At 66.8% G+C, this 24853-nt stretch carries 16 protein-coding genes; all 16 read right to left on the bottom strand.

The window, feature by feature from the left end; genetic code table 11:
• Positions 1 to 10: 10 nt before the first annotated feature.
• Positions 11 to 949: a hypothetical protein gene (locus WS92_RS01870; RefSeq protein ID WP_015602660.1), complete on the bottom strand. Its 939-nt coding sequence runs from the start codon at positions 947 to 949 to the stop codon at positions 11 to 13.
• 74 nt (positions 950 to 1023) lie between these two features.
• Positions 1024 to 2646 carry a metallophosphoesterase family protein gene (locus WS92_RS01865; RefSeq protein WP_059932921.1) on the bottom strand — a complete coding sequence of 541 codons (1623 nt, stop codon included), beginning with the start codon at positions 2644 to 2646 and terminating at the stop codon, positions 1024 to 1026.
• Positions 2647 to 3450: a hypothetical protein gene (locus WS92_RS01860; RefSeq protein WP_059932919.1), complete on the bottom strand. Its 804-nt coding sequence runs from the start codon at positions 3448 to 3450 to the stop codon at positions 2647 to 2649.
• Positions 3447 to 4229, bottom strand: coding sequence for a hypothetical protein (locus WS92_RS01855; protein WP_015602892.1), 783 nt, complete (start codon positions 4227 to 4229; stop codon positions 3447 to 3449). The genes WS92_RS01860 and WS92_RS01855 overlap by 4 nt, the downstream gene beginning before the upstream one ends.
• A complete protein-coding gene (locus tag WS92_RS01850) occupies positions 4226 to 7165 on the bottom strand; it encodes a phosphorylase family protein (RefSeq protein ID WP_059932917.1) in 2940 nt (979 codons plus the stop codon). Before WS92_RS01850 ends, WS92_RS01855 begins: the two co-directional genes overlap by 4 nt.
• 66 nt (positions 7166 to 7231) lie before the next feature.
• Entirely contained in the window at positions 7232 to 8284 is a 1053-nt protein-coding gene (locus WS92_RS01845; protein WP_006028100.1) for a deoxyribonuclease II family protein, read from the bottom strand.
• Between the two features lie 715 nt (positions 8285 to 8999).
• Complete coding sequence (gene dmeF, locus WS92_RS01840; protein ID WP_059932915.1) at positions 9000 to 10265, bottom strand: CDF family Co(II)/Ni(II) efflux transporter DmeF; 1266 nt, start codon at positions 10263 to 10265, stop codon at positions 9000 to 9002.
• A gap of 12 nt (positions 10266 to 10277) precedes the next feature.
• Entirely contained in the window at positions 10278 to 10553 is a 276-nt protein-coding gene (locus WS92_RS01835) for a metal/formaldehyde-sensitive transcriptional repressor (protein ID WP_006028098.1), read from the bottom strand.
• A 289-nt stretch (positions 10554 to 10842) separates the two neighbouring features.
• Positions 10843 to 11193, bottom strand: coding sequence for a hypothetical protein (locus WS92_RS01830; RefSeq protein WP_059932913.1), 351 nt, complete (start codon positions 11191 to 11193; stop codon positions 10843 to 10845).
• A 241-nt stretch (positions 11194 to 11434) separates the two neighbouring features.
• The gene (locus WS92_RS01825; RefSeq protein ID WP_171845209.1) at positions 11435 to 12613 is read right to left on the bottom strand and encodes a glycoside hydrolase family protein; all 1179 of its coding nucleotides are present in this window, start codon (positions 12611 to 12613) and stop codon (positions 11435 to 11437) included.
• A gap of 419 nt (positions 12614 to 13032) precedes the next feature.
• On the bottom strand, positions 13033 to 15396 hold the full coding sequence (locus WS92_RS01820) for a GNVR domain-containing protein (protein WP_059932909.1): 2364 nt from the start codon (positions 15394 to 15396) through the stop codon (positions 13033 to 13035).
• Positions 15397 to 15519: 123 nt separating this feature from the next.
• The gene (locus WS92_RS01815) at positions 15520 to 16848 is read right to left on the bottom strand and encodes a cellulase family glycosylhydrolase (protein WP_059932985.1); all 1329 of its coding nucleotides are present in this window, start codon (positions 16846 to 16848) and stop codon (positions 15520 to 15522) included.
• 31 nt (positions 16849 to 16879) lie between these two features.
• Positions 16880 to 18223 carry a membrane protein gene (locus WS92_RS01810; protein ID WP_009915875.1) on the bottom strand — a complete coding sequence of 448 codons (1344 nt, stop codon included), beginning with the start codon at positions 18221 to 18223 and terminating at the stop codon, positions 16880 to 16882.
• A gap of 418 nt (positions 18224 to 18641) precedes the next feature.
• Positions 18642 to 19925, bottom strand: a complete 1284-nt coding sequence (locus tag WS92_RS01805) for a methyltransferase family protein (RefSeq protein WP_006028092.1) — start codon at positions 19923 to 19925, stop codon at positions 18642 to 18644.
• Between the two features lie 89 nt (positions 19926 to 20014).
• Positions 20015 to 21985, bottom strand: coding sequence for a collagen-like triple helix repeat-containing protein (locus WS92_RS30680; RefSeq protein WP_082761063.1), 1971 nt, complete (start codon positions 21983 to 21985; stop codon positions 20015 to 20017).
• A gap of 572 nt (positions 21986 to 22557) precedes the next feature.
• Positions 22558 to 24492, bottom strand: coding sequence for a S53 family peptidase (locus WS92_RS01790; RefSeq protein WP_015603068.1), 1935 nt, complete (start codon positions 24490 to 24492; stop codon positions 22558 to 22560).
• Positions 24493 to 24853: the final 361 nt, after the last annotated feature.

The raw sequence follows: 24853 nt of genomic DNA, 5'->3' as shown, positions 1-24853 counted from the left end.
GATCGATCGTTCAGCCTCGATAGAACAGCGCATACGACGCGTTGCCGGCGCGATACGGCACGACGTGCGACGCGCCCGCGACCGTCGTCGCGGCGCCGATGCGCGTCCAGCCGAGGCAGTTCGCGTGAATCCGATAGACGGCCGTCGCGCCGTCCGAGGCGATGTACGTGATGAGCGTTGGCTCGCCGTGCGCCCACGGCACGCATGCCGCATTCGTGATCTTCAGCGCGTCCGGAAGCTGGCCTTGCAGGTAGCTGCCGACCTCGACCGTGCCGAGCGCCGGATTGTCCTGGATGTGATCGATGTTGACGTTGAGCTTCGCCGTGTTGATCTTGAAAAAGAAGTTCGCGCCGCCGAGCTGGAAGAACGAGAACTGCGTCCAGCCCTTCGCCCACTCGTGATACCAGACGTTCAGCGCGAGCAGCGGCGGCACGCCGTCCGCCGACGAAGGCGTCACGGCGACGCTGAAGTTCGCGACGCGCCCCGTGTTGAAGTCGTAGCCGAGGATGTATTGCTGGCCGAGCGACGTGAACGGCGCGACGTTCGTGAAGCCGCGCGTCGGGGTGTTGCGCGGCAGCGCAAACGTGTACGGCGGAGACGCGCTCCGATCGGCGCCGAGCGCGAAGAAGCCGAACGTGCCGTCGTCGGCGCGATACGTAAGCAGATACGGCACGTTGCCGAGCGCGAACGACGCGACGCTGTCCCACGGCCCGCCGGCGAGTTCGATCTTCGAATCGACAGGATTGATCCACGGCGCGGCGTCGCCGAGCGCATAGACGTCGGTCCTCTGCGTGGCCTTGTTGTAGGCGATCAGATCGGGCCCGCCGGCGCGCGGCAGCGCGACGAAGCTCGTGTAGCCGCCCGCGAGCGGGCCGTCGCCATCCCACACGCGTTTCAGCGCGATTTTTTCGGACCCCGAATCGGGGTGAATCGAATAGAGGCTGCTCATGTTCGCTCCTTTGCGATCGAACGGCCGGTGACCGGCGGGCCGGGCGCGAACGGCGTCCAGGCGCTGCCGACCGCTCATGAAATCGATTCGACGAACAGCGGCAGCGGCGTCGGGTCCGCTCCCGCGACCTGGAAGTAGCTCAGCCGGGCCGGCTTGCCTGCACCCGCGAGCTCGAGGATCTGGAAGCCGCGGTTGTACCAGCCGTCGATCAGATCGAGCTGCAGCTCCGCCTGCTTCAGCGGCACCGGATACTTTTGCGCGTAAGGCGCTTCGTTCGCCTGAACGGGAATCGCGCTGTGTCCTGCGCAGCGGCCTTTCGGCAGCGTCTTGAAGATGCGCGTCGCCTCGTCGCCGTCGGCCGGCCAATCGGACGGGCGATACGCATCCGCGAAGATGCCGAGGTTGTGCTCATGACCCCAGATCCACGCGGCCACGCGGTCGCCGAACGTCGGGCCGAATTGCCGCCAGAGCCCGGTGTTGACCCATTCGCGATTGAAATCGGCGGGATCGGGCGCGCCGGATGCGTCGCGGCGCTGCGCGATGCCGCACACGTCGAGCGCCGAGTAGAGCTGATGGTGCGACAGCAGGACCGAGCGACCGGGGAAGTTCGTCAGCTTGTCGAGATGCCATACCGCTTCGTCGGCGCGCACGCTTACCTGGTCGACGGGCGACGTCGTGTCGCGCGTCGGCAGATCGGCAAGCGGCGTGTGCTGAAAGTACGGATTCCTGTCGGTCGGCCAGTGCGGGCTCGCGCCGGCGCCCGCCGTCTCGACCTTGCCAATGTGCAGCCGCTCGAGCGTCGCCTGCTGCGCCGACGCGGCGACATTCATGTAATGCCCGTGATAGCCGGTGTCGAGGCCGAGGAACTGCCAGCCGTCGTCCGCGGTGCGCAGGCAGAAATAGCTTGCCTGCTGCCGCTGCGCGGGACTGTCGACGAGCTGGCCCGAATCGAGCGCATGCAGGAACGACACCGCGCCCGTGAAATACTCGTGATTGCCGGGCACGGTGAAGAACGGCACGCGCCGCTTGCCGCCGCGCAGCACGTCGCGCACGAGGCCGACCAGCCGATGATCGGTTTCGAAGCGCGTGCCGGAGAAATAGACGTCGCCGAGATGCAGGATTGCGTCGGGCGCGAATTTCAACGCGGCGACGAGGACGGCCGCCGCGACGTCGGTGCCCGTACCGATGTCGCCGACGATCGCGACGCGCGCCCGCGCCGGCAGCTTCCATTCGATCACGCCGTAGCGCAAGTCGCCCTTGCCGGCGTCGGCGGCCTGCCATGAGCGGTACTGCGGCTCGCCGCCCTTGTGATACGGATATTGCCAGTAGTACTCGAAATACTGGACGTACATCTGCTGCCACAGCGGATTGCCGAATTTGTACTGCTGCGTCTGATGTTCGACGTCGCGTTCGATCTGCGCATCGTCGGCGATGCGCGCGTGCGCGCGGCGGTGATGCAGATACGACAGGTAGGCTTGCACCGCTGCCTCGTCGTCGCTATCGGCGGGAGGCGCATCGAGCGGCTGGTTGTCGAGCATCGCGCGGCAATAGCGGTCGGTCGCGCGCATCAGCGGGTGGTCGGCGTCGATGCCGGCGGACGGACGATGCTCGACGCCGAGCGCGTGCGCGAGCACTTGCGCGACGCACGACTTCCACAACGCCAGGTGCGGAACCTCGAAGTGTTCGATCGAAATCATTCATGCCTCCGGTTCGCGCGGCGCGGCGCGAGACGTGCGCGGCCGGGGGAACTGCAAGTTGATGCACGTGTCGCGCGTGAGGTCGAGACCCGGCCAGTCGTCCCAGAGTCCGGCCGGCAGCGTGAGCGGGCGCGGCGCCATCCGCAGCACGGGCGTCGTCAGCGCCGCGAGCTGATCGAGCGCCGGGAAGGAGCGCGGTTGCGGATACGCGCTGTGTATCCACGCAGCCACATAATCGTCTCCGCAGCACACGAGCGCGCCGTCTACGCCGTCGGGCGGCTCGACCTGAAAAGACGCCGCCCACACGTGTACGGCCGCGAGAAAATCCGACGCCCGAAGATTCGCGCGCCTTGCGCCGACGAAGTGCTTCGTGCTGCCGAACATCCAGTCCGCGAGGCGATCGATGAGGAAATACGGCTGCTCGGCGACGAGCGCATCGGCGTGCGGTTCGAGCGCAACGGGCACTTCGGGCAGCTTGCTGCGCGTCATGTCGTAGACGTCGCCGTGCAGGTTCTGATAGATCCGCGCCGCGATCGCCTTGGTCGCGCGATCGTGCGACGCGGGCGTCGCCCAGAACATCAGCGCGGTCTGGTCGGGGACGGCGGGCGGCTTGCCGGCTTGCGGCATCATCGTCGGCAGATAGGCGCGCAGTCCGACGGGCGGTTGCAGAAGCACGCAAGCGGGCACGAACACGCTGCCGAGAAACTGCGCGAAATGCTCGTAATCGAGCGCGGGCGACCGGAAGCCGCGCCACACGTAGACGGCGTTCGGCGCGACCGGGAAAGACTCCTGCGGCGTGTTCATCGGCTGACCTCGCGTGCGAATTGCATGTTGAAGCTGCTTCCCGAGCGCACGTCCATGCCGGCCCATTCGTCCCAGAGTCCGATCGGCAGGAACGTCGGCGCGGGCGCGAAGGTTTCGCTCCAGTCGGTCAGCACGGCCTGCAGGCGCGGCACGCCGCTCGGCGGCTGCGCGGCGCCGGCCGCGACGGGGCCGAGCTCCCAGTAGACGACATAGTCGTTGCCCGCGCATGCGAGCGCGCCGGCAAGCGGTACGTTCTTCTGAATATCGGCGAGCGCTTTGGCGATGGCCGAGCGAAACGACGCGGGATCGGCGGCGGAGGGCCGCGCCGCGACGAGATGGCGGATCGCACCGTGCATCCAGTCGGCGGGCGCGTCGTACAGATAGACGGGCTGATCGACGGCGAGCGTATCGTCGAAGCGGACCGGAAAATCGGCGCGGCTCTGATTGTCCTGCGTCAGGTAGACGCCGTTGTGCGTCAGCGTATACGTGCGCACCGCGAGCCGCGTGAAGCCGTTCCAGTACGTCGCGGGCGACGCCCAGAACAGGATCGCGGTCTCGTCCGGCACGGACGCGGGCTTGCCGGGCAGGCCCGCCGGCACCGTCGGCGCATATGCGCGCAGGCCCGCATCGATCTGCATCTTCACGGTGGCCGGCACGAACACCGTGCCGAGCTTGCTCATGAATTGATCGAGGCCGAGCGACGGCAGCCGGAACCCCCGCCATACCCGCACCGAATCCGGTGCGACGCGCATGTCCTGCGGCAGATCGTTCGTGCTCATTGCGGTGCTCCTGTCGTGGCGTCCGACTTGGCCGCGGACTTGGCCTCCGATGCAGCGGGCCTGCCGGTGGCGACGAGATGCTGCGCGACCCTGGCGAGAAAGCCGGTGGGCGGCTGGGGTTCATGCGTCTTGTCGTAGCGGCATTCGTTCGGGAATTGCCAGTGACGATTCACGCAGAACCGGCACGAGCCTTCGGTGCGCGACAGATAGCCGCCGCCGTCGGCGTCATGCCACGTGAGCGCGCGTTTCGCGTAGAGCTCGTCGAGCACCGAAGCCATCGACGCATGCGCGTCGACGAAGTACGCATCGAGCGTGCGGGACGCGTCGGGGAACTGGCTCGCGAGCCATGCGCGCGCCGCATTCGCCGCATTCGCGTCGGCGGGCAACTGGATCGCGACATAATCGTCCGGGTACTCCTGCGTCGGCGGCACGAGTGTGAAGCCGTTCTGCGGCGTGAGCGCCGCGACGCATTGCGGCTGGGCCGCACCGAACGCCTGCCAGTCGTGCGGGCTCATCCGGTATTGCTGCAGGAAGAAACTGTTGTACGAGAAGTGCGGCGTGATGACGAGGCGTGTGCGATTGAAGTAGCGCACGCCGCCGATCGTCACGTCGAACTCGACATAGGCCGGATGCGCGGGATCGGTCGTTTCCTTCAGCAGCGTGTAATCCTTGTCGGCGGGATGCGGCGACAGTGGCGGATCGCGCCGCACATGCGCGCCGAACACCGAATGGAACATGTTCCAGCTCGATTCGCTGACGATGTAGAGCACGGCGGGCCGCGTCTGCACCATCTGCTTGATCGCCCATGCGTTGCGGCTCACGCAGTTGTCGACGATCGTCGCGACGCTCGCTTCGCTGCCGCCGAGGAAGCCCGGCTTCCAGTGCGGCGACGCGCACGCGACCATATCGAGCTGGCAGACGTCCTCGCCGACGTGCAGCGCCGCGGCCGGATGGCCGCCGTTGCGCAGCGTGCGCTCGAAGCGCTCGAGCACGGGCACGAACTGCAGGTAATAGCTTTGCGGCTGCTGCAGCACGTCGACCTGGATGCCTTCCGGCACCGACACGCGCGCGGCGAGCACGTCGCCAGCGGCGAAGCGGTTGTGCGGCCGGTAGGTGTCGAAGAGCAGCACGTACGGGAAATCGCCGGCCTTGCCGGGGATCGCGATCGTCGTATCGGCTGCGTCGCCGTCGTAGCGCACCGTGATCGACCACGCGGGGCTGTCGTCGATGCGCGCGGCGCCCGTCACCTCGCCGCCGCGCGCTGCGCTTACGCGTCCTTCGAGCAACATGAAGCGCCGCACGAAATCGAGATCGAGCTTCTCCTGATAGACGGTGCGATAGCGGTAATACCACGCGTATTTCGCCCATGCGTCGGTATCGCCGTCGGACGAGAAATCCGGATAGCACCATGCGGCGCCCGTCTGGCCCGGCAGGAATGCAGTCAGATTCGGATTGATGCCGATCGTCATGATGGGCGCCTTGCGGCAGCCGTCGATCACTTCGCCGTTCGGGAACGCCGGCGGCCGCGTGTGGCCGGTGATCCAGCGCGCCGCGCCGCTCTTGCCGTTCGCGCTTGCCGGATAGGGCACGGTGACGTCGAAGTCGAACGCCGTATACGGCCCATACGCGCGCTGCTTCAGATCGGCGGGCCAGAAGAACGAGCACGTGCCGCACGAGCGCACCTGGAACGCGAGCTGCACCTCGAGCGGATCGTCTTCGTCGGCGGGCCGGTGCTCGCGGCTCGGGTTGTAGGTCGCCGAACCTTCGCCCGCTATCGTCGCCCACGTCGCGAGCGCGCCGTTGTAGCTCGTCTGCAGTCCGAACGTCGAATAGATGAGGCCGGACCAGTCTGCGCGCACGGCGTCCGAGATCGGCGTGCCTCGGTCGGTGCGGCGCCGGACGATCGGATCGGAAATATTGCGCACGCAAGCGAAACGCACGCCGAGGCGGTTCGCCTGCTGGGCGATGATCGCGTCGTCCATTTCGAGGCACGAGTACGCATGCGCGTCGTTGCCCTCCGCGATGTAATAGAAATCCGTCGTCAGAAGCGGCGTGTCCTTCAGCGGGCGGATCGCCGGCGCGTGCAGGCATTCGGGCCGAATCGCGTCGTTGAGAAGATCCGGCAGCGTCAGCTCGCCCAGGCCCGGATCGTCGGGATGGCGCGCCTTCAGTTCGTCGAAGAGCGCGGCGAGCGATTGCGGCGTGACGATTTCGCTCATCCTGAACAGCAGCTTGCTTTGGACTTCGCCGACGAGCGCGGTCGACGGATACCACGTCGGGCAGCGATACATGTTGCCGCGGTCGGGGCTCGCCGTGTTCTGCGGGCGTTGCAGTTCGAGCAGCGCGGCGTTCGCGAGCACCGTGTCGCCGAGGCGCTGATCGTGGCGTGCGCCGCCTGCGGTGCCGATCGTGTAGATGCGGTCGGGGCGCGCGTCCTCGACAATGCAGCGGAGCATCGCGGACAGGCCGTCGAGCCACGGCGAATGCGCGAGATGCGTGTTCGACTTGAAGAGCAGCACATTCCACGGGCGTTCCGAGCGGTCGACGATCCGCACCATCTGGAAGAGCCCCCAGAGCGTGCCCGATTTCGCGTCCGCCGCGTACGACGATGCGCCACGCGTGTACGGCAGCCATGCCTGCTTCCATGCGTAATCGTCGTAGTTGCCGGCGTGGCCGCTGTTGACGAACACGTGGTCGAGTGCGAACCACTCGGCGCTCGTCCACGTGATCACGACGATGTCGGCGCGCGGCAGCGGATCATCGGGCGTGCGCGCGCCGGGCGCGATGCGCACGGGCGCGCGCCGGCCGATGCGCTCCCATGCGACGGGCGGCAGCGTCGTGACGCCACGCAGCGGCGCGGCGGTTGCAATGTCGGTATGGCGCGTGACGAGCGGTACGAGCGGTACGAGCGCGCCGTCGGGCAGATGCGCATTCATGGCAAGGCTCCTGGGCGATGTGGGGGCGCGTGAGCGTCGACGTTTTGTTCTACTGAGGACGCTGCGCTATTCGGCCGGTTCGTGAGTCTTGCGGATCAGTGCGCGCGCCTGTGCATCGGTCTTGCCGGGCGGCGGCACGATCAGATCGGTTTCGGACAGCGCCTTCCACAGCTTCGGGTCCTGGAAGGCGATCGTGCCGCCGCCGCGTTTCTCCTGCGTCACCATCCGGTTGATGTCGCCGACGCATACCCAGTTGTCGGTCGTCGTGATGCCCCATTTCGCGTGGTCCTGCGTCTCGGGCCATGCCCACGGCGCGCCCAGCTTGCGCAGGTCGATGAACTTGATGTCGTAGGTCTTGTGCACGCCGTCGGAATCGAGGATGGGCGGGATTTTGCCGCGGATCCACGTTTCGACGTACATGTCGGCTTTCAGCGTTGGGCCGACGAGGTCGTTCCAGAAATCCTTGCCCCATTTGCGGTTCTTCGCGATTACCTTGAACGGCACGCCGCCGCGCGTCTCGAAATCGAGCGAGTCGGAGTCGCCAGGCGCGGACGCGTTGAGCGGCTGCGTGAGCGCGTATAGCGGGCTCGCGTGATCGAGCCCGCCGGTGCGCGGCAGGTAGACCTGCGGCTGCTGATGCAGCGCCATCTGCGCGGCGAGCTTGCCGGCCGTCGCGAGATCGAGGCTCATGCACAGGAACGTCTGTCCGTACAGCGGCGTCGGCACGCCGGGCGCCGACGGGTCCGCGTATTTCGGCCACGAGTGCAGCAGCCACAATGCGGAGCTCGACGCGGTGTCGAAGGCGATCACGCCTTTGGTATGGCCGAGCGTCGCATTGTTCGAACGATTCGCATCGGCGGGCATTTCGTCGTTGTAGAGAATCCAGCCTGTCGTGCTGCCCGGATCGCCGAAGATCGAATCGAGCGTGTAGAACAGCGCCCCCTTCGGATCATTCATCAGATTCGGCGATTTCTGCACGGCCCCGGTTTCGCGATCGTAGTACACGTATTCGTAGCCGGTCGCGCTGTCGCTGTCGGTATCCTTCGTGAGCTTCGGCACTTTGTAGGCGAACCATAGATCGACGGATCGATTCTGTTCGTCGCGCGGCGAGATAGCCATTTGATGCCCCCGGTTGCTGAATGGCGCCGCATGCGCGGCGAGCGGCGCCCGCTGTTGCGAGGCGTCTTTTTCTTGTCGTCGACGGTTGTCCGCTGTCGCCGGCTGCGTGGCACGCGCAACGCGGCAGAGCTTCGCTTTATCCGGGCGCGCAAGCGCCCTCGCGAGCGGCGGACGGATGCGCGTTGCGCGCACGGGGTTGCCGAATGCCGGCATGCGTGCGCACGACGTCACCCGCCGGCTCGCGTCGCGAACCGTCGGTATCGACGATCAATGAGTAGGAATGCGAATGGACTAGCGGATGAATCGACTGATGCGCATAGAGGTCCCCTCTTTTTTACTTTCCGTTGTCTTCGCGCCTGAACCCGTTCGTTGACGGCCGAACCGGTCCGACTCCGGACGCAGCGGATTCTTGTGGTCTTAGCATAGGACACGCAAACGAAAACGGTAAGCACAATCCGGGCGCGTTGCGATGCGGGATGGGATCGGCGCGGGTTTTCGGTGGGGGCGAGGCGCTAGCCTCCTGGCGTGGGGCGAGCCGCGGCGCCGGGGGAGATGTCGTCTGTGCGGGCGCCGCTCGATTCTGAGTTAAGCGCTTCACTCGCCCGCACGCCGCGACGATGGTCCGAACGAGCGCCTGGCGCGGCGGGGCAGCCGTCGCGCGCCGGGCTAACGTCGATGTCGTCGACACTTCCGTGGCGCCCGTGCCGCTTGTGCGTCAGGCGCGGCAACGCACTTCGACGGTCACGTGAGACAAACTCTTGAAGCGCTTCAGCAACTGATGATAGAAGCGTGAGTCGCGCGCCGGATCGCCTGTTGCGACGGACACGACTGCGCTCATGTGGCCGGGGCCGAGACGCCAGACATGCAGATCGGTGACGCGATCGCCGCTGCCTTCGATCGAGCGGCGTACGCTGTCGGCGAGGCGGGCGTCCGGATTGACGTCGAGGAGGATGCGCCCCGTGTCGCGCAGCAGGCTGTACGACCAGTTCGCGATCACGAGTGCGCCGACGATGCCCGCGAGCGGGTCCGTCCACATCCAGCCGAACGCGCGTGCGAGCACGAGCCCGACGATCGCGAGCACCGAGACGGCCGCGTCCGCGATCACGTGCATATAGGCGGACCGGATGTTGTGATCGCTCGACGTGGCGTCGCTCGTGCCGCCGTGGCCGTGATGGTGCGCTTGTTCGTGCTCGACGAACGCAAGCGAATGCTCGGCGTCGTGGAATTTCACGATCGCGGTGAACGCATGCGGTTCGGGGATCGTATCGATCGATTCCAGGCAGTCGCCGCGATTCGCCATGGCGAACGTCTGCCGCGATCCGTCGGCGCGGATCGTCGTGATCGTCGCCCGCGAGTCGCCGATGGACGCCTGTTTTGCCGCAGGCGAGATCCGGAATACCGGCGGCACGCCGTCCTCGAAGATCGAGACGGCGAACACGCCCGCGCGCGTCGAGATCGCCTGCGCTTCGTCGTCGTCGTGTTCATGGCGGGCGTCGTGTCCATGCGCATGGCCATGATGATCGCCGCTCAGCAGCCACACGCTCGCGAGATTCACGAGCAGGCCGAGCACGGCGATCGGAATCGCTTCGTCGAAGTGGATCGGAACGGGCGACAGGAACCGCGCAATCGCTTCGTATGCGATGAGCAGCGCGATCATAGCGAGCACGATCGCGCTCGTGAAGCCGGCCAGGTCGCCGAGCTTGCCCGTGCCGAACACGAAATGCGCGTCGTTCGCGTGCCGGCGCGCATACGTGTACGCGAGCGCCGCGATCAGCATCGCGCCCGCATGGGTCGACATGTGCAGGCCGTCCGCGACGAGCGCGAGCGAGCCGAACAGCGTGCCGCCGACGATCTCCGCGACCATCATCGCCGCGCACAGCGCGATGACGGTCCAGGTCCTGCGTTCGTTCTGCTCGTGCGCCGCGCCGAGGAAAATATGATCGTGACCTGCGCCGAACGCGACGTCTTCGAATTCGCTCATGGATCGCTCCGCTTATTTGAAATAGCTGTGGACCACATCGATCAACTGCTCAGCCGCGCTGCCTTCGTGATCGTCGCTCGTGTCCGCGTCGACGAGGTGCGTGCGGATGTGGTCCTCGAGCACGACGGCCAGCAGGCCGTTCATTGCGCCGCGGCAACTCGTGATCCGTTGCAGCACTTCGCTGCAACCGGATTCCTCCTCGAGCGCGCGCTCGATCGCTTCGACCTGCCCCTTGATGCGACGCACGCGGTTCAGCAGCTTCTGTTTTTCGCGGATGGTGTGGCTCATCGCTGTTCCTCAAAAATACCGGGGGGGAGTATATAACAACCTGCGTGTTCGTATAGCGGGGAGGGGTATTCGAGAATCGTAGTTGGTGCACGGAGGCGGTACGGGATGGCGATCGCGCGTCTGCGCCCATCTGGCGTACGGAACGAGCGGTTCGAGGGAAGGTGGGAGAGGTCGGGAGATTCGGCTGGGCCGTAGTGCGGGCCCATCGGTGCGATGTGAACGTCGAACGCCCAAAACAACGAGGGCGCCAGCGGCGCCCTCGTCATCGACATCGCGTGCTGCGAATCGATCAGCTTGCCTTGCCGACAGCCAGGTGCTTGCCGAGATGGCGCTGGTGAGTCGTATGCGTCGTTGCATGCGAGCGCGTGCGGCCCGATTGCGCATCCGCGAGGTTCGAGTGCGTGGACGCGCGGTCCGACGCGCGCGCGAAACCCTTGTCGCGGTCGCCCGAATCGAAGCCGTTCGTGTTCGTCATGCCTGAACTGCTCATATGACCCGCCGACATGCCGCCAGCATTGCCGCCGGCACCACCCATGCCGCCCATGCCGCCGCCGTGGCCGCCGCCCGCCGCGTGCGCGACCGACGACATCAACACGAACAGTCCCGTAGCAGTCAGTGTGACCAAACGAATACCTTTCATTTTCGCCTCTTCCTAAACGTTGTTTGGGCCATTGCATTGTATGAACCGCATATGGCGCGCAACGGCGGCGTTGTAATCAAAGGTAACTGCGGCGACGGGCCGCGTTCGGCGCGGCGGCGCGCGCGGACGAGAGCCGCGCGCGCTGGCCGTGCGCGGACAGACTCGGCCGTGCACCTGAAAAGCGGAAGCACGCGTTACCGATCGGTTACAAGCGTGCTGCGCTTTTCGGCGCGGCCGCCGGTCAGTTCGGCACGGCGCCGGCGATCGCCGCGCGCATGAGCCCGTAGCGCGGCTTTTCCTGAGCGCTGTTCGTCAGCAAGCCGTAAGTGCCGCTGCGATCGTCGTAAAGCTCATACCAGTTGAAGCCGATGACGTTGTAGGCCGCTTTCGCCGCAACCAGCTCAGGGATTGTTTTCGCGATGTACGCGGCGATCTGCGCGTCCGAGTTGTCCGTGTTCACGCCGATCTCGGTGATGACGATCGGCAGGTTGTATCGCTCCTTCAGCCGCGCCAGCACGTTGTATCGGCCGGTCTTGCCGAGCGCGCTTTCGAAATCACCGCCATTCGAATACCAGTGCCACTGAAGCACGTCAGGCGTGATTTTTGGATGACCGGTCGTGCCGTCGGGCTGCGTGCCCGTCATCAGGCCGTCGAGGAAACCGAAATGCAGGGCGCCCGACGTCGCGTTCGCGATCAGCTTCGTCGTGCGGTTCGTGTCGACCGAACGCCAGCCGTCGAGCGCGCCTCTGAGCGCGCCGCGCCAGATCGGAAAGGTAGAATTGTCGTAGTCCGAAACATTGATGCCGTCGCCCTGGATCGGCGCGTTGTGGCTGTCGATGTCGTACTCGTTGCCGAACTCCACCATCGGGATGCCTGCGAGTTTCTTCGCCGCGTAGACGGACAGCTTGTATGCATACGCGTAGGCGCTCGCTTCGGTCGGCTGCTGCCCGTTCAGCGACGGATCGGCCCAGGGATGCGCCTCGATCATCGGCAGGACCGTGATGCGGGAACCGAGGCCGGGGATGGCTGTCGATGCGAGCGCATCGATGTGATCCGGAATGTACGCGTCCTGTCGATAGACGCTCATGCCGAGCCCGGCGAGATGGCTTGCCTGAGTGGCGAGCGGGACCGACGCGTAGATGCCGCCGTCGACGTAATGGCCGTTCACGCCGAAGAACGGCAGCACCGAAGCCGTTTCCGAAGGCGACGAAGCGCCGGATGCGGGCGCGGCCGCGCCGGACGACGCGCCGGCCGGCGACGTGCCGGAGGCCGGCACGACGATGCCGTTCGCGGGCGAGGCGGCGGCGTTGACCTTGCTCTGGTCTCCGCCGCCGCCGCAAGCGCAGAGCAGCAGCACAAGCAATATCGCTGGCACCGCCGGATAATGAATAGGAATGCTAATGGATTGTGTCACGCTCATGGCGACCGCGGCTAGGCGCTTCATGGTGGGTTCTCCGATCAGGGAAAACTCTATTTTAGGTTAAATTGAGATAAACCTATCTCAAAATTCCGAAGCGATCGCCGAGAATGTTCGAAGTCGAGAGATAAATAGTGGCTTTCGGGTATTTTGCCTACTCGGCGTGAGGATTGGAGGACGCCCATGACACGCTCCGAAACGGCGAATGCCGTAGTGTCGAAAAGTGTAGAGAGCCAGTGTGACGGGCTTTTGCGGCCTGCGCGGACGATGTCGGCTCGTGCGCGGCGCGCATCGGTGAGATGAACGCTTGAACCAATAAAAAACCGGAGGTTTTTAAACATCCGGTTTTTCTGGTGATTGATTCTTCGTGTGCTTCTTTGTGTTTGTTGATTTGGAATCCGACGAAACAGGAGCGGCTGCATTCAGTTGCGGGTGGCCTTCGCGACCGCGCTCTTCGCCGGCCTGAACGTCCGCTCCACTTGCACCGGCCGGCGAGGGCCGCGAGGCTTCGTCCAGCGCGCGACGATTTCGCGCCAATCGTCGCGCAGCGATGTGCGGGGCGGATGCGGCGGCACGACGTATGCGTTGAAGACGTGGCCGGCGATTTTCGCGCCGACGCTGTCGAGGCGCTGCAACGCCGTTTCGAGCTCCGACGCGCGCGTCGTCCTGCCGCGCGACACGAGCAGCACCGCGTCGCAGTCCTGCGCGGCGATCGACAGCGTGTCGCTGTACGGGAGAACGGGCGGGGCGTCGACGATCACGAAGTCGTAGCGCGTGCGCAGCGCCGCGAGCAACTGCGGAAATTCCGCGCGTTCGAGCAGTTCGCCCGGATTCGGGCCGGTCAGCGTGCCGGGCGTCATCACGGACAGCTTGCCCTTGCCGAGCCTGACGATCGCCTTCTCGAGCGGCTGTCCGCCTTCGAGCACGTTCGCGAGACCGATCGCGCCGCCGTTGCGGCCTACCCCGAGCGGATTGTGCGAGCCGCCGCGCATGTCCGCGTCGACGAAGAGCACCGATGCGTTTGCGTCGGCGAACAGATAGGCGAGATTGGACGCGACGAAGCTGCCGCCGACGCCCGCCGTCGGGCCGGCGAACACGAGCACCTTGCCGCAGCCGCGGCCGTCGTGCGCGAGCGCTGCGCGCAGGCTCGTGCGCAGCGCGCGCAGCGCTTCGACGCCCGGATCGTTCGGGCATTGCGCGGCGAGCGGTTTCACCGTCGCGCGCGCCTTGCCGGAGCGATCGTCGTCGAGCGCGAGCGACGCCGCGGACGGCGCGACGACCGCGACGCACGGGATGTCCGATACGTCCGCGATCGACTGCGGGCCGCTCAGCTCGTCGCGATGGCGCGCGAGCAGGTAGGCGGCGGCGAGGCCCGCGAACAGCCCGCCGAGCAGCGCGCCGAGCACCACGATGCCGCGTTGCGGCCATGCCTTCTTGTACGGCTTGTTCGCCCAGTCGACGACGCTCACGCCGGGCGTCGTGCTGGCGACGGCGATCTCGAGCTGCTGCGCGTTGGTCAGCACGCTCGTGTAGAGCTGCGTCGCGACCGATACCTGCCGCGACAGGCGAACGAATTCCCGCTGCGCGGTCGGCAGCTTGTTGGCCGCCGTCGTCGTCTGCTGAATCTCCTTCTTCACTTGATCGAGCTGCGTCTGCACGGTCTGATACGTGGTGCTGCCGGGCAGGAAGCGCGCCTTCACGTTGTCGAGTGCGAGCTGCAGCACGGTCTGATGCTCGGACAGCGAGTTCAGCCGGTTGATGAGCGCGATGCCTTGCTGATCGACGTCGATCGTGCCCGTCGTCGTGCGGTAGCGGTTCAGCGCGTCCTCTGCTTTCTCGAGGTCCTGCTTCAGGCCGGGCAGCCGCGCATGCAGCGAGTCGAGATTGCGCTGCGCCTTCTCCGCGCGATACTTGATGTCCTGGTCGAGATAGACGCGCACGATCGCGTTGACCATCTCCTGCACGCGTTGCGGCGTGTCGGCCTGATAGATGAGCTTCATCATCGACGGCTCTTCGAGCGTCGAATCGCGGTTCGACACGACCGTCTTCATTTTCTTCATCACGTCGTCGTAGACGAGCTGCGTCGGCTCCCTGACGATCGAGAACGCGATGCCCGAGCGCGCGCGCAGCGTGTCGACGCGAATCCGGCCCGCCTGCGCGCGTTCGCCGTCCACGGCGACGGTGAACGGCACGCTCTCGCCGAGTGCGCCGCGCGCGAGCAGGCGGTCCTTCTTGTCGTAGAGCGTCCATTGGCCGTCGTTGCCGGCGACGAGCCGGAACTTGTCGCCGAGCGCGGCGTCCGGCAGCGAGAATTCGCCGAGCTTGAGCTTTTCGCCGCCCCATGCGAAGCCGGACAGGCCGAGCCACGGCGACGCGAGCTTGTCGTCGTTCGCGTGGCCCGACGCGAGCGGGCGGCCGACGAGCGGGAAATGGTCGAGCGTGCGGATCTCGAGATTCGCGCCGATTCGCTCGATCGCCGCGCCGACGATCGCGCGCGACGTCAGCACCTCGCTCTCGTCGTTCGCGGACGGGCCGTTCGAGATCGTGCCGGACACGTCCGACAGCGCGCTGATCGGCGATCCGGGCTTTGTCTGGATCCGCAGCAGCGCCTCGGCGCGATACTGCGGCGTGGCGACGAGCGCGTACAGCACGCCCAGCGCGAAGAACATGGCGACGATCGTCGCGAAGAGCCGCCGGTGCCGAACGACGCTCCACCATAGGCTTGCGAGCCCGTCGTTTCGCTTGGCGTGCGGTGTCGCCGAAATCGGTTGTGCTTTCAGATCCATCGTTGTTTCCCGTGATAGGCGACGACGGCTGCGGTGCGCGCCGCCGCAATCCTCTCAGTCAATCCTCTTCAGCGAGCGTCGAGCGAATCCGGCCCGGTGCGGCCAGGCAGCCGGGCGCGACGCTCATGCCCCTATCGTGATGAATATCGGCCCGCGCGCTTCCGGCGCGTCGAGCCGCCTGCGATTGCCGGCGTCGAGTCCGGCGCCGTATATGTCCGTCGCGGCGGCGCCGACGGGCAGCCGCGACAGATCGACGCCGATCGCATTGCCCGCGCCGTAGCACCAGACCACGTACTTCGTCGCGCGCGCGGCGTCGAGCTTCAGCACTACGTAGCGCGTGTCCGAATCCAGAAAATACTGGGCGCGCACGGCATCCCCGGTGAACGAGAAAAGCCGGCGAACCGCGACGTACGCGGGCAGCGCCGCGTCGTCCGCATCGAGGAGTCCGAAGTTGTGCTCCATGTTCCTGCGATCGCGGCCGTCGTCGCGAATGTCGTAGTACGACGTGAGCCCGATCTGCGAAATCCAGTTCGCGAGCAGCAGCCGCACCGCATAGTTCGCCTGGCGCGCGCGCGCGACGCTCGAATGGCCGTCGCCGATGTCGGCCACGTAGTTGTAGCCGTAGCTCGGGTACGACCATTCGGTCGCCCAGATCTGCGGCGGGCTCCGGTACGACGACAGGTCGCGCCGCAGCGCCGCGTAGTCGGCGAACACCGTTTCCAGTTCGGTCTGCCGGTACGGATGCACGCTGACCGCATCGGGCGCGGGCTGCGCCGGGCTGGCGATGTCGCCGACCGCGCGGATGAACGTGCGGTTGACTTGCTGCACGCCGCCCGTCGCGACGATCGCATCGGGATTCGCGGCCTTCACCGCCTGCACCGCCAGCTTCAGCACGTTCCGGTAAGCGACGGGCGACGGTTCGCCGTGCCAGTAGGTCTTGTGGTCCTGCTCGTTCCACACTTCGAAGCGCACCGGCTTGCCTTTGTAGCGCTGCGCGGCGTTGAACACGTACTGGCGGAACGCGGCGAGTTGCGTGGGCGTCGTCGGCGGCCGGTTCGGGCTGTGCAGGCGATGAATGCCGCCGAGAATGAACAGCGCGCCGAGCCCGCGCTCGGCCAGATCGGCGACGAGCGTGTCGTATCGCGAGAAATCCCAGCCATGCGGCGTATCGACCGCTTCCCAGAACAGGTCCGCGCGCACGAACGAGAAGCCTGCGTCCTTCACCGCGTCGAGCAGCTTCGTATCGTCGATCGCATGCACGGCGATGCCGGTGTTCCCGCGCGAGGCGGCGAAGCCCGGCAAGCCGACATAGCCGCGCTTCGCGTCGGCGCTCGCCTGGGCGGCGTCCAGCACGACGGTCGTCGCCGCGCGCGGCAGGCCGGGCGCGGCGAGCATCGCACCGGCGAGCGCGACGAGCAGCCGGCGGCGCGGGTTGGGCGTCGGGTTCTTCATGTCGTCGTTTCCTTTGCGGCGCATCGGGGCGTCAGCGCGCATTCGGCGCGACCACGCCCGCGCCGTATCGCAGCCGCTCGAACGCGATGCGCGCGCTTGCGACGCGCGCGCGCCGCGGCGCGTGCAGGTTGATCGAGCGCAGCGTCAGGCCGAGGAACAGCAGGCAGCCGGTGGTCTCGCAGATGTCGGTCGTCACGCCGCTCACGAGCAGGAAGCACAGCATCAGCCAGACGGGCCGATCGTTCGCCGGCAGCGCGAGGATCAGGCGCACGAATGCGGCGACGATCAGCGCCGCGCCGATCACGCCGAAGTTCGCGACCGTGTAGAGCGCCATGTTGTCCGCGTAGCCGACGTTGAAGCCGAAATCGGCGGTGTAGTAGCCGACCGCCGAGCCGAATCCGCCCGGCCCGATGCCGAACCAGATCAGGTGCTCGCGCAGCAGCCCTTCGATCAGCAGCGGCCACGTGTTGATGAAGCGGTCCTGCATCGACGACAGCGAGCCCGAGCTGCCGACATCCTGCGTGCTCGCGAGCGTCACGATCCAGCCGGCGACCGGCAGCGCGATCGTGATCGCGCTCGTCCAGATGCACACCGTGCGAAGCGAACGCGTGCGCAGCATGCCATGCAGCGCGACGACGAGCGCGAGCGCGACGAGCGTGGTCTTGTTCGTCGTCGCCCAGATGCCGAGCGCCGCGAGCGCGAGCAGGGCGGCGAGCGCGAGCCGCGAGCGCAGGCGCGGGAAGATCCAGGTCGTCAGCAGTCCGATCATCAGGCCCGTCGTCGCGCTGCTGCGGCCGAAGCCGGGCAGCCGCGACGAGGTGCCGACATACGAGGACTTCGCGAGTTGCACGCTGACGCCGCCGATGTCGATGCTGCCGCCTACCCACGGCAGCTTCACGAAATAGTTGAGCAGCACGCCGCCGATGCACAGCAGCGCGAGCGCGACGAACGCGCCGAGCATCCGCCGCGACTCGAGCTCGTCGAGCGCTTGCAGCGGCATCACGATGCCGAACAGCATCGGCGCGATCGTCCAGATCCAGAAGCCGGCCGCACTGAGGCTCACGCCGTTCGCGAGCGACACGCACGTCTGCGCGGCGAGGTACGCGGCGACGAGCACGTGGCTCGCCTTCGGCCGCTGGACGATCGCGAGCCCGAGGCACGCGACCATCAGCGCCTTCGGCAGATAGCCGAGCGCCGCGACGCCCGCGAGCGACGTGTAGTAGCGGATAGCGCCGGACAGCACGTCGCTCGCGACTGCGATGACGAACGTCGCCGCCCAGAGCCTGTGTATCTTCGAGATACGTGGCATCGGTGCGTAGTGGTCGGATGGCGAGTCGAACTGCGGATCGAACCGCCGGGTCTTGCGGGCTGGCATCGTCGGGTCTCGAACGGTTGCGGGCACCGCCTTCAATCAGCGAGCGATGCCGCAACAACGGCGGTTTCGGCTCGATTCGTCTGATTCACTCGGGCCGCGCGCGCGTGGACGCGTTCGCGCGGCCGGCCGTCGCCTCGGCGGCCCGGTTGGCGGGCGCCGCCGCCGCCCGTGGGCGACGGCGTCGAACATGGATCGACGCGCGAGCCATGCATCTGCGTCGAAGGATAGCGTTGCCGTTCGGCCGGGAAAGTACGACAGCCCACACTACGCAGATCGCGCGGAAGGCGGGGAATCGGCGCTGGCGGCGGCAAAAATAGGGGAAGGCGATGGGAGGCGGCGCGCGCGTGGCGGAAGATCGCGCGCGGGAGAGGCGGCCGCGGCGGGCCGGCGCTCGCCGGTCGTCTGCCGGCAGGCGGCGTTACGTGCGTGGCCCCCATCCGGCTATCCGCCCGAGCTTCGCGAACATGCCGTGCCGCGCGATCCATTCGGCGTACGCGCGATAGTCGGGATCGCGCATCAGATGCCGTTCCTCGGTTTTCGCGCGCAGCCAGTACAGCAGATTCACCGCGACGAGCGCCGCCGAATGCATGATTGCGAGGCGCCATCCGAGCGGCTCGACGAACGGCACCGAGATCATCCAGTACGACAGGTTCTTCGCGAGATACGCGGGATGCTTCGTGAACCGGTACGGGCCGGACGTGATGATGCCGCGGTTCGTCAGGTTCGAGAAGCGCAGCCCGAACGAGATCGTCGACAACGCATAGCAGAGCAGCAGCACGACGATGACCACGCCCCACGCGAAGCGGATCACGGGCACCGACAGCAGCCAGTTGTCCCAGAACATCGAGCCTTCGTAGTGAATGTAGTTGTTCGCGATCAGCGACCAGAACGGCTGATAGCAGATCAGCGCGGCGAGCCAGCCGAGCGTCGTCGGCTCGGCGCTGCGCACGTGCGAATCGAGCAGGCGGAACGTGCACAGATAGCCGACCGCGCCGAACATCAGGTCCATCGTGTACGACAGGTCGTACATGAAGCGGAACGTCGCGAGCGAGAACGGCGCGCTGGCAGCGCTCGCGAACGACGCGCCGATGCGCTCGGCGTCCGTCGACAGATAGACGACCATCAGCGGCAGGAAGAACGCCTTCACGGCCCAGCCGGCGAGCATCTCGCGGATCGGCCGCCAGTCGGCGGGGCGCTGTCCGCGCAAGAGCCACCGGCCCCAGCACAGATAGGCGTCGTCGGCGTCGCGCATGCGCCGGTCCATCCAGCCGAAATAGAACGGCGCGGCGAGCGCGACGCACGGCGCGAGCATGCCGACGAGCGACCAGAACGGCTGGTAGAACGCGCCGTGATATTCGGGCAGCAGCCAGTAGACGAGCGCGATGCCCGCGTAGACCGACGCGAGCGCGGCGAGCCGCAGCGACACGCGCGCGACGCTGAGCGGCCGCAACGCGCGATTCGCGAGGCCGGCGCTCGGCCGCAGATGGACGCGCGCGATGAAGAGCTCATACGCGCCGATCGTCGCGATGATCGCCGCGCACGCGAGCAGGCTGCGCTCGGCGCCCGTCAGCGCGGCCGCGCCGCGCGACGCCCACAGCGTGACGAGCCCCGCCGCGATGCCGGCGAGGCCGATCGAAAATGGCGTCGCCGAACGCGGTGGCCGTTCTTGCGCGTTCGCGACGCTGTCGAGAGTGGATTGCATGTCATCCCCCGTGTCATGACATGGACGGCGGGCGGCCGGGCGTTTGGAATGATTGGGCCCGGCCGCCGCGCCGTTCGGCTTGCCTGCGCCTACTTGCCCGACACGCCGCCGAGCAGCCCGCCGAGCAGGTTGGTCACGGGCGCGAGCAGGTTCGTCGTCGACGAGCCGCTCGCGGTCGTGCTGCCGGTCAGGCTGCCGACGACGCCCGTGACGGGCGCGGTCGTCGTCGAACCGGTGGCCGTCGCGGGCGGCGTGGCCGCGACGGTGCCGTGCACGCCGGCGCTCAGCGAGCCGACGAGGTTCGTGACGGGCGCGAGCACGGCGCTCAGGCCGGCCGTCGCATTGCCGCCCGCCGAACCCGACAGGCCGCCGAGCAGGCCGGTGACGGGCGCGAGCGGATTCGTCGCCGTGCCCGCCGGCTGCGTCGCGCCCGCCGTGAGACCCGCGTTGACGCCGAGCGTGGCGCTAAGCGAGCCGACGGCGCCCGTGATCGGCGCAAGCGGGTTGGTCGAGCCGCCGGACAGCACGCCGGTGATCGGCGCGAGCGGATTGGTCGTGCCGCCCGTCAGCAGGCCGCCGACGCTCGTGACCGTGTTGCCGAGCTGGCTGACGACGCCGCCGACCGCCTGGACCACCTGGTTGTTCGTCGAGCCCGACACCTTCGCGCTGGCCGCGTTCAGCCCGTTGCCGACGGTGGCCAGCAGATTGTTGACGGGCGCGCCGAGTCCGGTCGCGGTGCCGATCGTCTGCGTCGTGCCGGATACGGCGTTCGTGATCGGGTTGATGATCGAGCTGACGCCGGTTTCGAGCTGCTGGACGGGCGCGCTCGTGAGCACGTTGTTCAGGCCGGAGCCGACCTGCGTGACGGTGCTGCCGAGCGTGCCGACCACGCCGCCGAGCGGCGACGTGACGGGCGCGAGCGGCGCGAGGGGGCCGGTGCCGATGCTCGTCACGACGCGGCCGAGCGACGAGACCGCGTTGCCGACGTCCGATACGACGCCGGACGTCGACGTGAGCGTCGGGCCGAGCGGGTTCGTCGACGTGCCGAGCGTGCCGAGGCCGGCGACGGTGCCGTTGCCGAGCGTCTGGACGCCGTTGCCGAGCGAGCTGACGGCGTTGCCGAGGTTCGTGGTCGTCGCGCCGTTGACGCCCGGCACCGACGTGCCGGAGATCTGGTTGCCGGTGGCGGAGACGACGGTGCCCGTCGCGGTGATCAGGTTGCCGGTCTGCGAGAGGATGTTGCCGAGCGGGGAGGAGGCGGTGCCGGAGGTGCCGGAGGTGCCGGAAGTGCCCGAAGTGCCCGAAGTGCCCGAAGTCCCGGAAGTGCCCGAAGTCCCGGAAGTCCCGGAAGTCCCGGAAGTCCCGGAAGTCCCGGAAGTCCCGGAAGTCCCGGAAGTCCCGGAAGTCCCGGAAGTCCCGGAAGTCCCGGAAGTCCCGGAAGTCCCGGAAGTCCCGGAAGTCCCGGAAGTCCCGGAAGTCCCGGAAGTCCCGGAAGTCCCGGAAGTCCCGGAAGTCCCGGAAGTGCCGGAAGTGCCGGAAGTCCCGGAAGTCCCGGAAGTGCCGGAAGTGCCGGAAGTGCCGGAAGTGCCGGAAGTGCCGGAAGTGCCGGAAGTGCCCGAAGTGCCCGAAGTGCCCGAAGTGCCCGAAGTGCCCGAAGTGCCCGAAGTACCCGAAGTACCCGAAGTACCCGAAGTACCCGAAGTACCCGAAGTACCCGAAGTACCCGAAGTACCCGAAGTACCCGAAGTGCCGGAAGTCCCGGAAGTCCCGGAAGTCCCGGAAGTCCCGGAAGTCCCGGAAGTCCCGGAAGTCCCGGAAGTCCCGGAAGTCCCGGAAGTCCCGGAAGTCCCGGAAGTCCCGGAAGTGCCCGAACCCGACGATCCGGACGTGCCGCCCGAACCCGAGGTGCCGGACGTGCCCGACGTCCCCGTATTGCCGACGGTAGTGGGCTTGACGCCGCTGGACGGCGACGACGGGCCGTCGACCGAGCCGCAGCCCGACAGGACGAGGAGTGCGGAAACGCCGATTGCGATGGCCGATTGATTGAACAGTTTTTGCATGACAGGCTCCCAGATAAATCACGATGCCAGCCGTCGACGCAATTTTCGTACCATTGATTATTTTGTAGAGTTCGCCTTCTTTAATGTATAAAAAATATCAAATCATCGATTAATCGTTCGAGATTGGCCTGGAAAGTCGGATTTTCTGCGAGACCGCAAAGAGCGTGTTCCCGTTTCGCTACGTGACGTTCCGGTCGACGTAACGGGCTGCGCCGGGACTGCGGAACATTCGGGTATCGCCAAGGCATTGCGTCGGACGTCGACATGTCGATATGCAGTGCGAACTCGAATGTGTCGCGTGCGTTGCGATATCGCACGAAAACGGCTCGATTCGCAAAGGAGCGTGAGGTAGACGCGGCTTCGACCGACCGTTCGGCATCGCTTTGCCGGCCGCCTTGGCGTTCTCGCGTTCACGTGGCCGGCACGTTGATCGATCGCTGCGCGCGCGCCGGCAACCAGCGGCAACCGACATCCGCCGCCCACCGCACCGGCACCCATCCCCGATGCCGATACGGCCACGACTCGGCCCCGCCGCGCGTCCCGAGCGGGCGACGCGCGGCGATTCCCGCCCGCTACTTGACCGAGCTCGCGCTGACCTTCGCGAAGTCGAGGCTGCCGAAGCCGGTGTCGTCATCCCATCCGGACTTCGCGCTGTAGCCGTAGCTGTTGTAGCCGTTGTTGCCCGACGTCACGTCGTGGACGAGCGACGGGTTGCCCGGCAGGCCCTGGTAGAACGCCGACGTCGGCAGGCCGAGGCTGTTGGCGTTCGCCGATTCGACGCGCGCCCAGCCGCCGACGAAGATCGGCGACGCGAGGCTCGTGCCGCCGACCAGTTGATTCGCCTGGCCGTTGATCACGAGATACGCGCCCGTCGCCTGCGCGGCGTCGAACGCGACGTCCGGCACGACGCGCTTCGTCACCGAGCTGCCGAGCGCGGCCGTCTGCCAGCTCGGCGCCGCTTCGTAGCCGCTGACGCCGCCGCCCGTCGCCCACAGCCGCACCGCATTGTCGAGCGGCTGGCCGCTGCTGCTGACGTCCGCGTAGGCGAGCCCTTCGTTCCAGACGGTCTCGCCCGCCCAGGTCGTCGTGCCGCTCGTCGACAGGGTCGTGCCGCCGACCGCGACGACGTACGGCGAACTCGCCGGCGACGACACGCTGTACTTCGCCAGATTGATCTTCGTCGTCACCTTGCCGCCGCTGTAGGTGCCGACGTAGCCGGGCGAGCCGTACGGCGAAGTCGACCATTGATAGACGCCCGCGTCGCCGGACGACACCGAGAAGATCTGCCCTTGAGCGACCGCCTGCTTGAACACCGCGTCGTTCGCGGCGAGCGAGCCGTCCGAATTCGCGGCCGCTTCGTCCTCGCCGAGCGATACGTTGATGACTTTCGCGACGTTGTCGGTGACGGCCTTGTTGTATGCGGCGGTCAGCGTCGCATTCGTGAGGCCGCTGTCGTTGCTGTCGCCGTTGACGGCCGCATAGAAGATCAGTTGCTTCACGCCACCCGAGGTGCCGATGATCGTCTGGCTGTCGAGATCCCATTCGCTCGGATCGCCGTCGTTCGCGAGCGTGCCCGCGCTGCCCGCGACGACGGCGGTGTTGACGGTCGGCAGGCCCGCGTTCTGCGTGAACGTGTTCAGGTCGGCGATCGTCTGCGTCATGTCGCCCCACGTGATGATCCCGACCGTCGTGCTGGTCGCGGCGGGCAGGCCGCTCGCGTCGTAGATCTGCGCGAAATCGGTCGGCTGATGGCCGACCTGCGAGCCGCTCGCCGTCGCGTTCTTCGTGATCGTGTCGGTCTGGATGCGCGCGTCGGCCGGCGTGCCGCGATGGATCAGCCGATGCGGAACGGCCGCGCTCTGCAGCCCTAGCACCGATTCGACGAACGGGCTCAGCGATGCGGGAACCAGCGCGGCCGAGTCGTTCGCATAGACCGCCTTGCCGCGGTAGTTGAAGCGCTTGAGCGTCGTATGGAAGCCGCGCTCCGCGTTCGACGCGTTGCCTTGCGCGAAGATCAGCTTGTTGTTCGCCGATACCGTGATGTTGCCGAAGCCGTTCGCCTTCAGGTGCGCGACGACGGCCCGCACCTGATCGTCGGTCGGCGCGAAGCGCGCGTTGAACTGCTCGGGCGTCAGGTACTTGCGATAGTTCGCGCTGCCGGGCTGGTTCACTTCGCGCACGAGCGCGTCGAGTTGCGCTTCGTTGCGGCTCTTCAGCACGATGGTCACGTGCAGCGGCTGGCTCAGCTCGAGCGGCGTGACGTTCGTATCGGTGAGCTCGGGCGTGCCGATCACGTTGAGCGCATAGCTCGGCGCGGTCTTCGCGAGCGTTTGCGATGCGGCCGCGGCGCTCGCGCGCGCGATCAGGAAGGCGTCGGTGCGGGTCGGCGCCCAGTCGGGGGCCGCGTGCGCGACGAGCGGGGACAACGTGGCGGCAATCGCCAGCGGTAGCAGCGACAGCGCGAAGCGTTTCGAGAATAGCCGGTTGACATGCTGAGTTCTCTGCATTTTGGAGCCCCAAGAAAACGATGAAGAACGGATGCGGCGACGCGCTCCGACGGGTAGGGACGCGCGGCGCGCAGCCGATGCACGGCGATGCGGCGAGGCAGACGTTCACGGCGACATGATTTCCTCCCTTCGTTGGGCTTCAGCGGCGGCGCGGTCCGCGTCGGGCGAGTCCGCGCGTTTCACGCCGGCCGTTCTTCAAATGCTTAGGAATCCAATTCATATGGCGCGCGAAAGACCGCGTATCCGCAGTTAATCGAGCGATTTTCGGTATTTCCGATTCGCAATGAATGGCATTGGATTGCCAGTTAATCGGGAATTAATCGATGGCCCGGAAATTCACTGCGGTTTCTTCGTGATTTGA

Origin of the sequence: Burkholderia sp. MSMB1588, from assembly GCF_001546925.1 — a bacterium.
Lineage (GTDB): Bacteria > Pseudomonadota > Gammaproteobacteria > Burkholderiales > Burkholderiaceae > Burkholderia > Burkholderia humptydooensis.
Note: the sequence above shows the minus strand (reverse complement) of the source record. Positions and strands in the feature narration are given on the sequence as shown.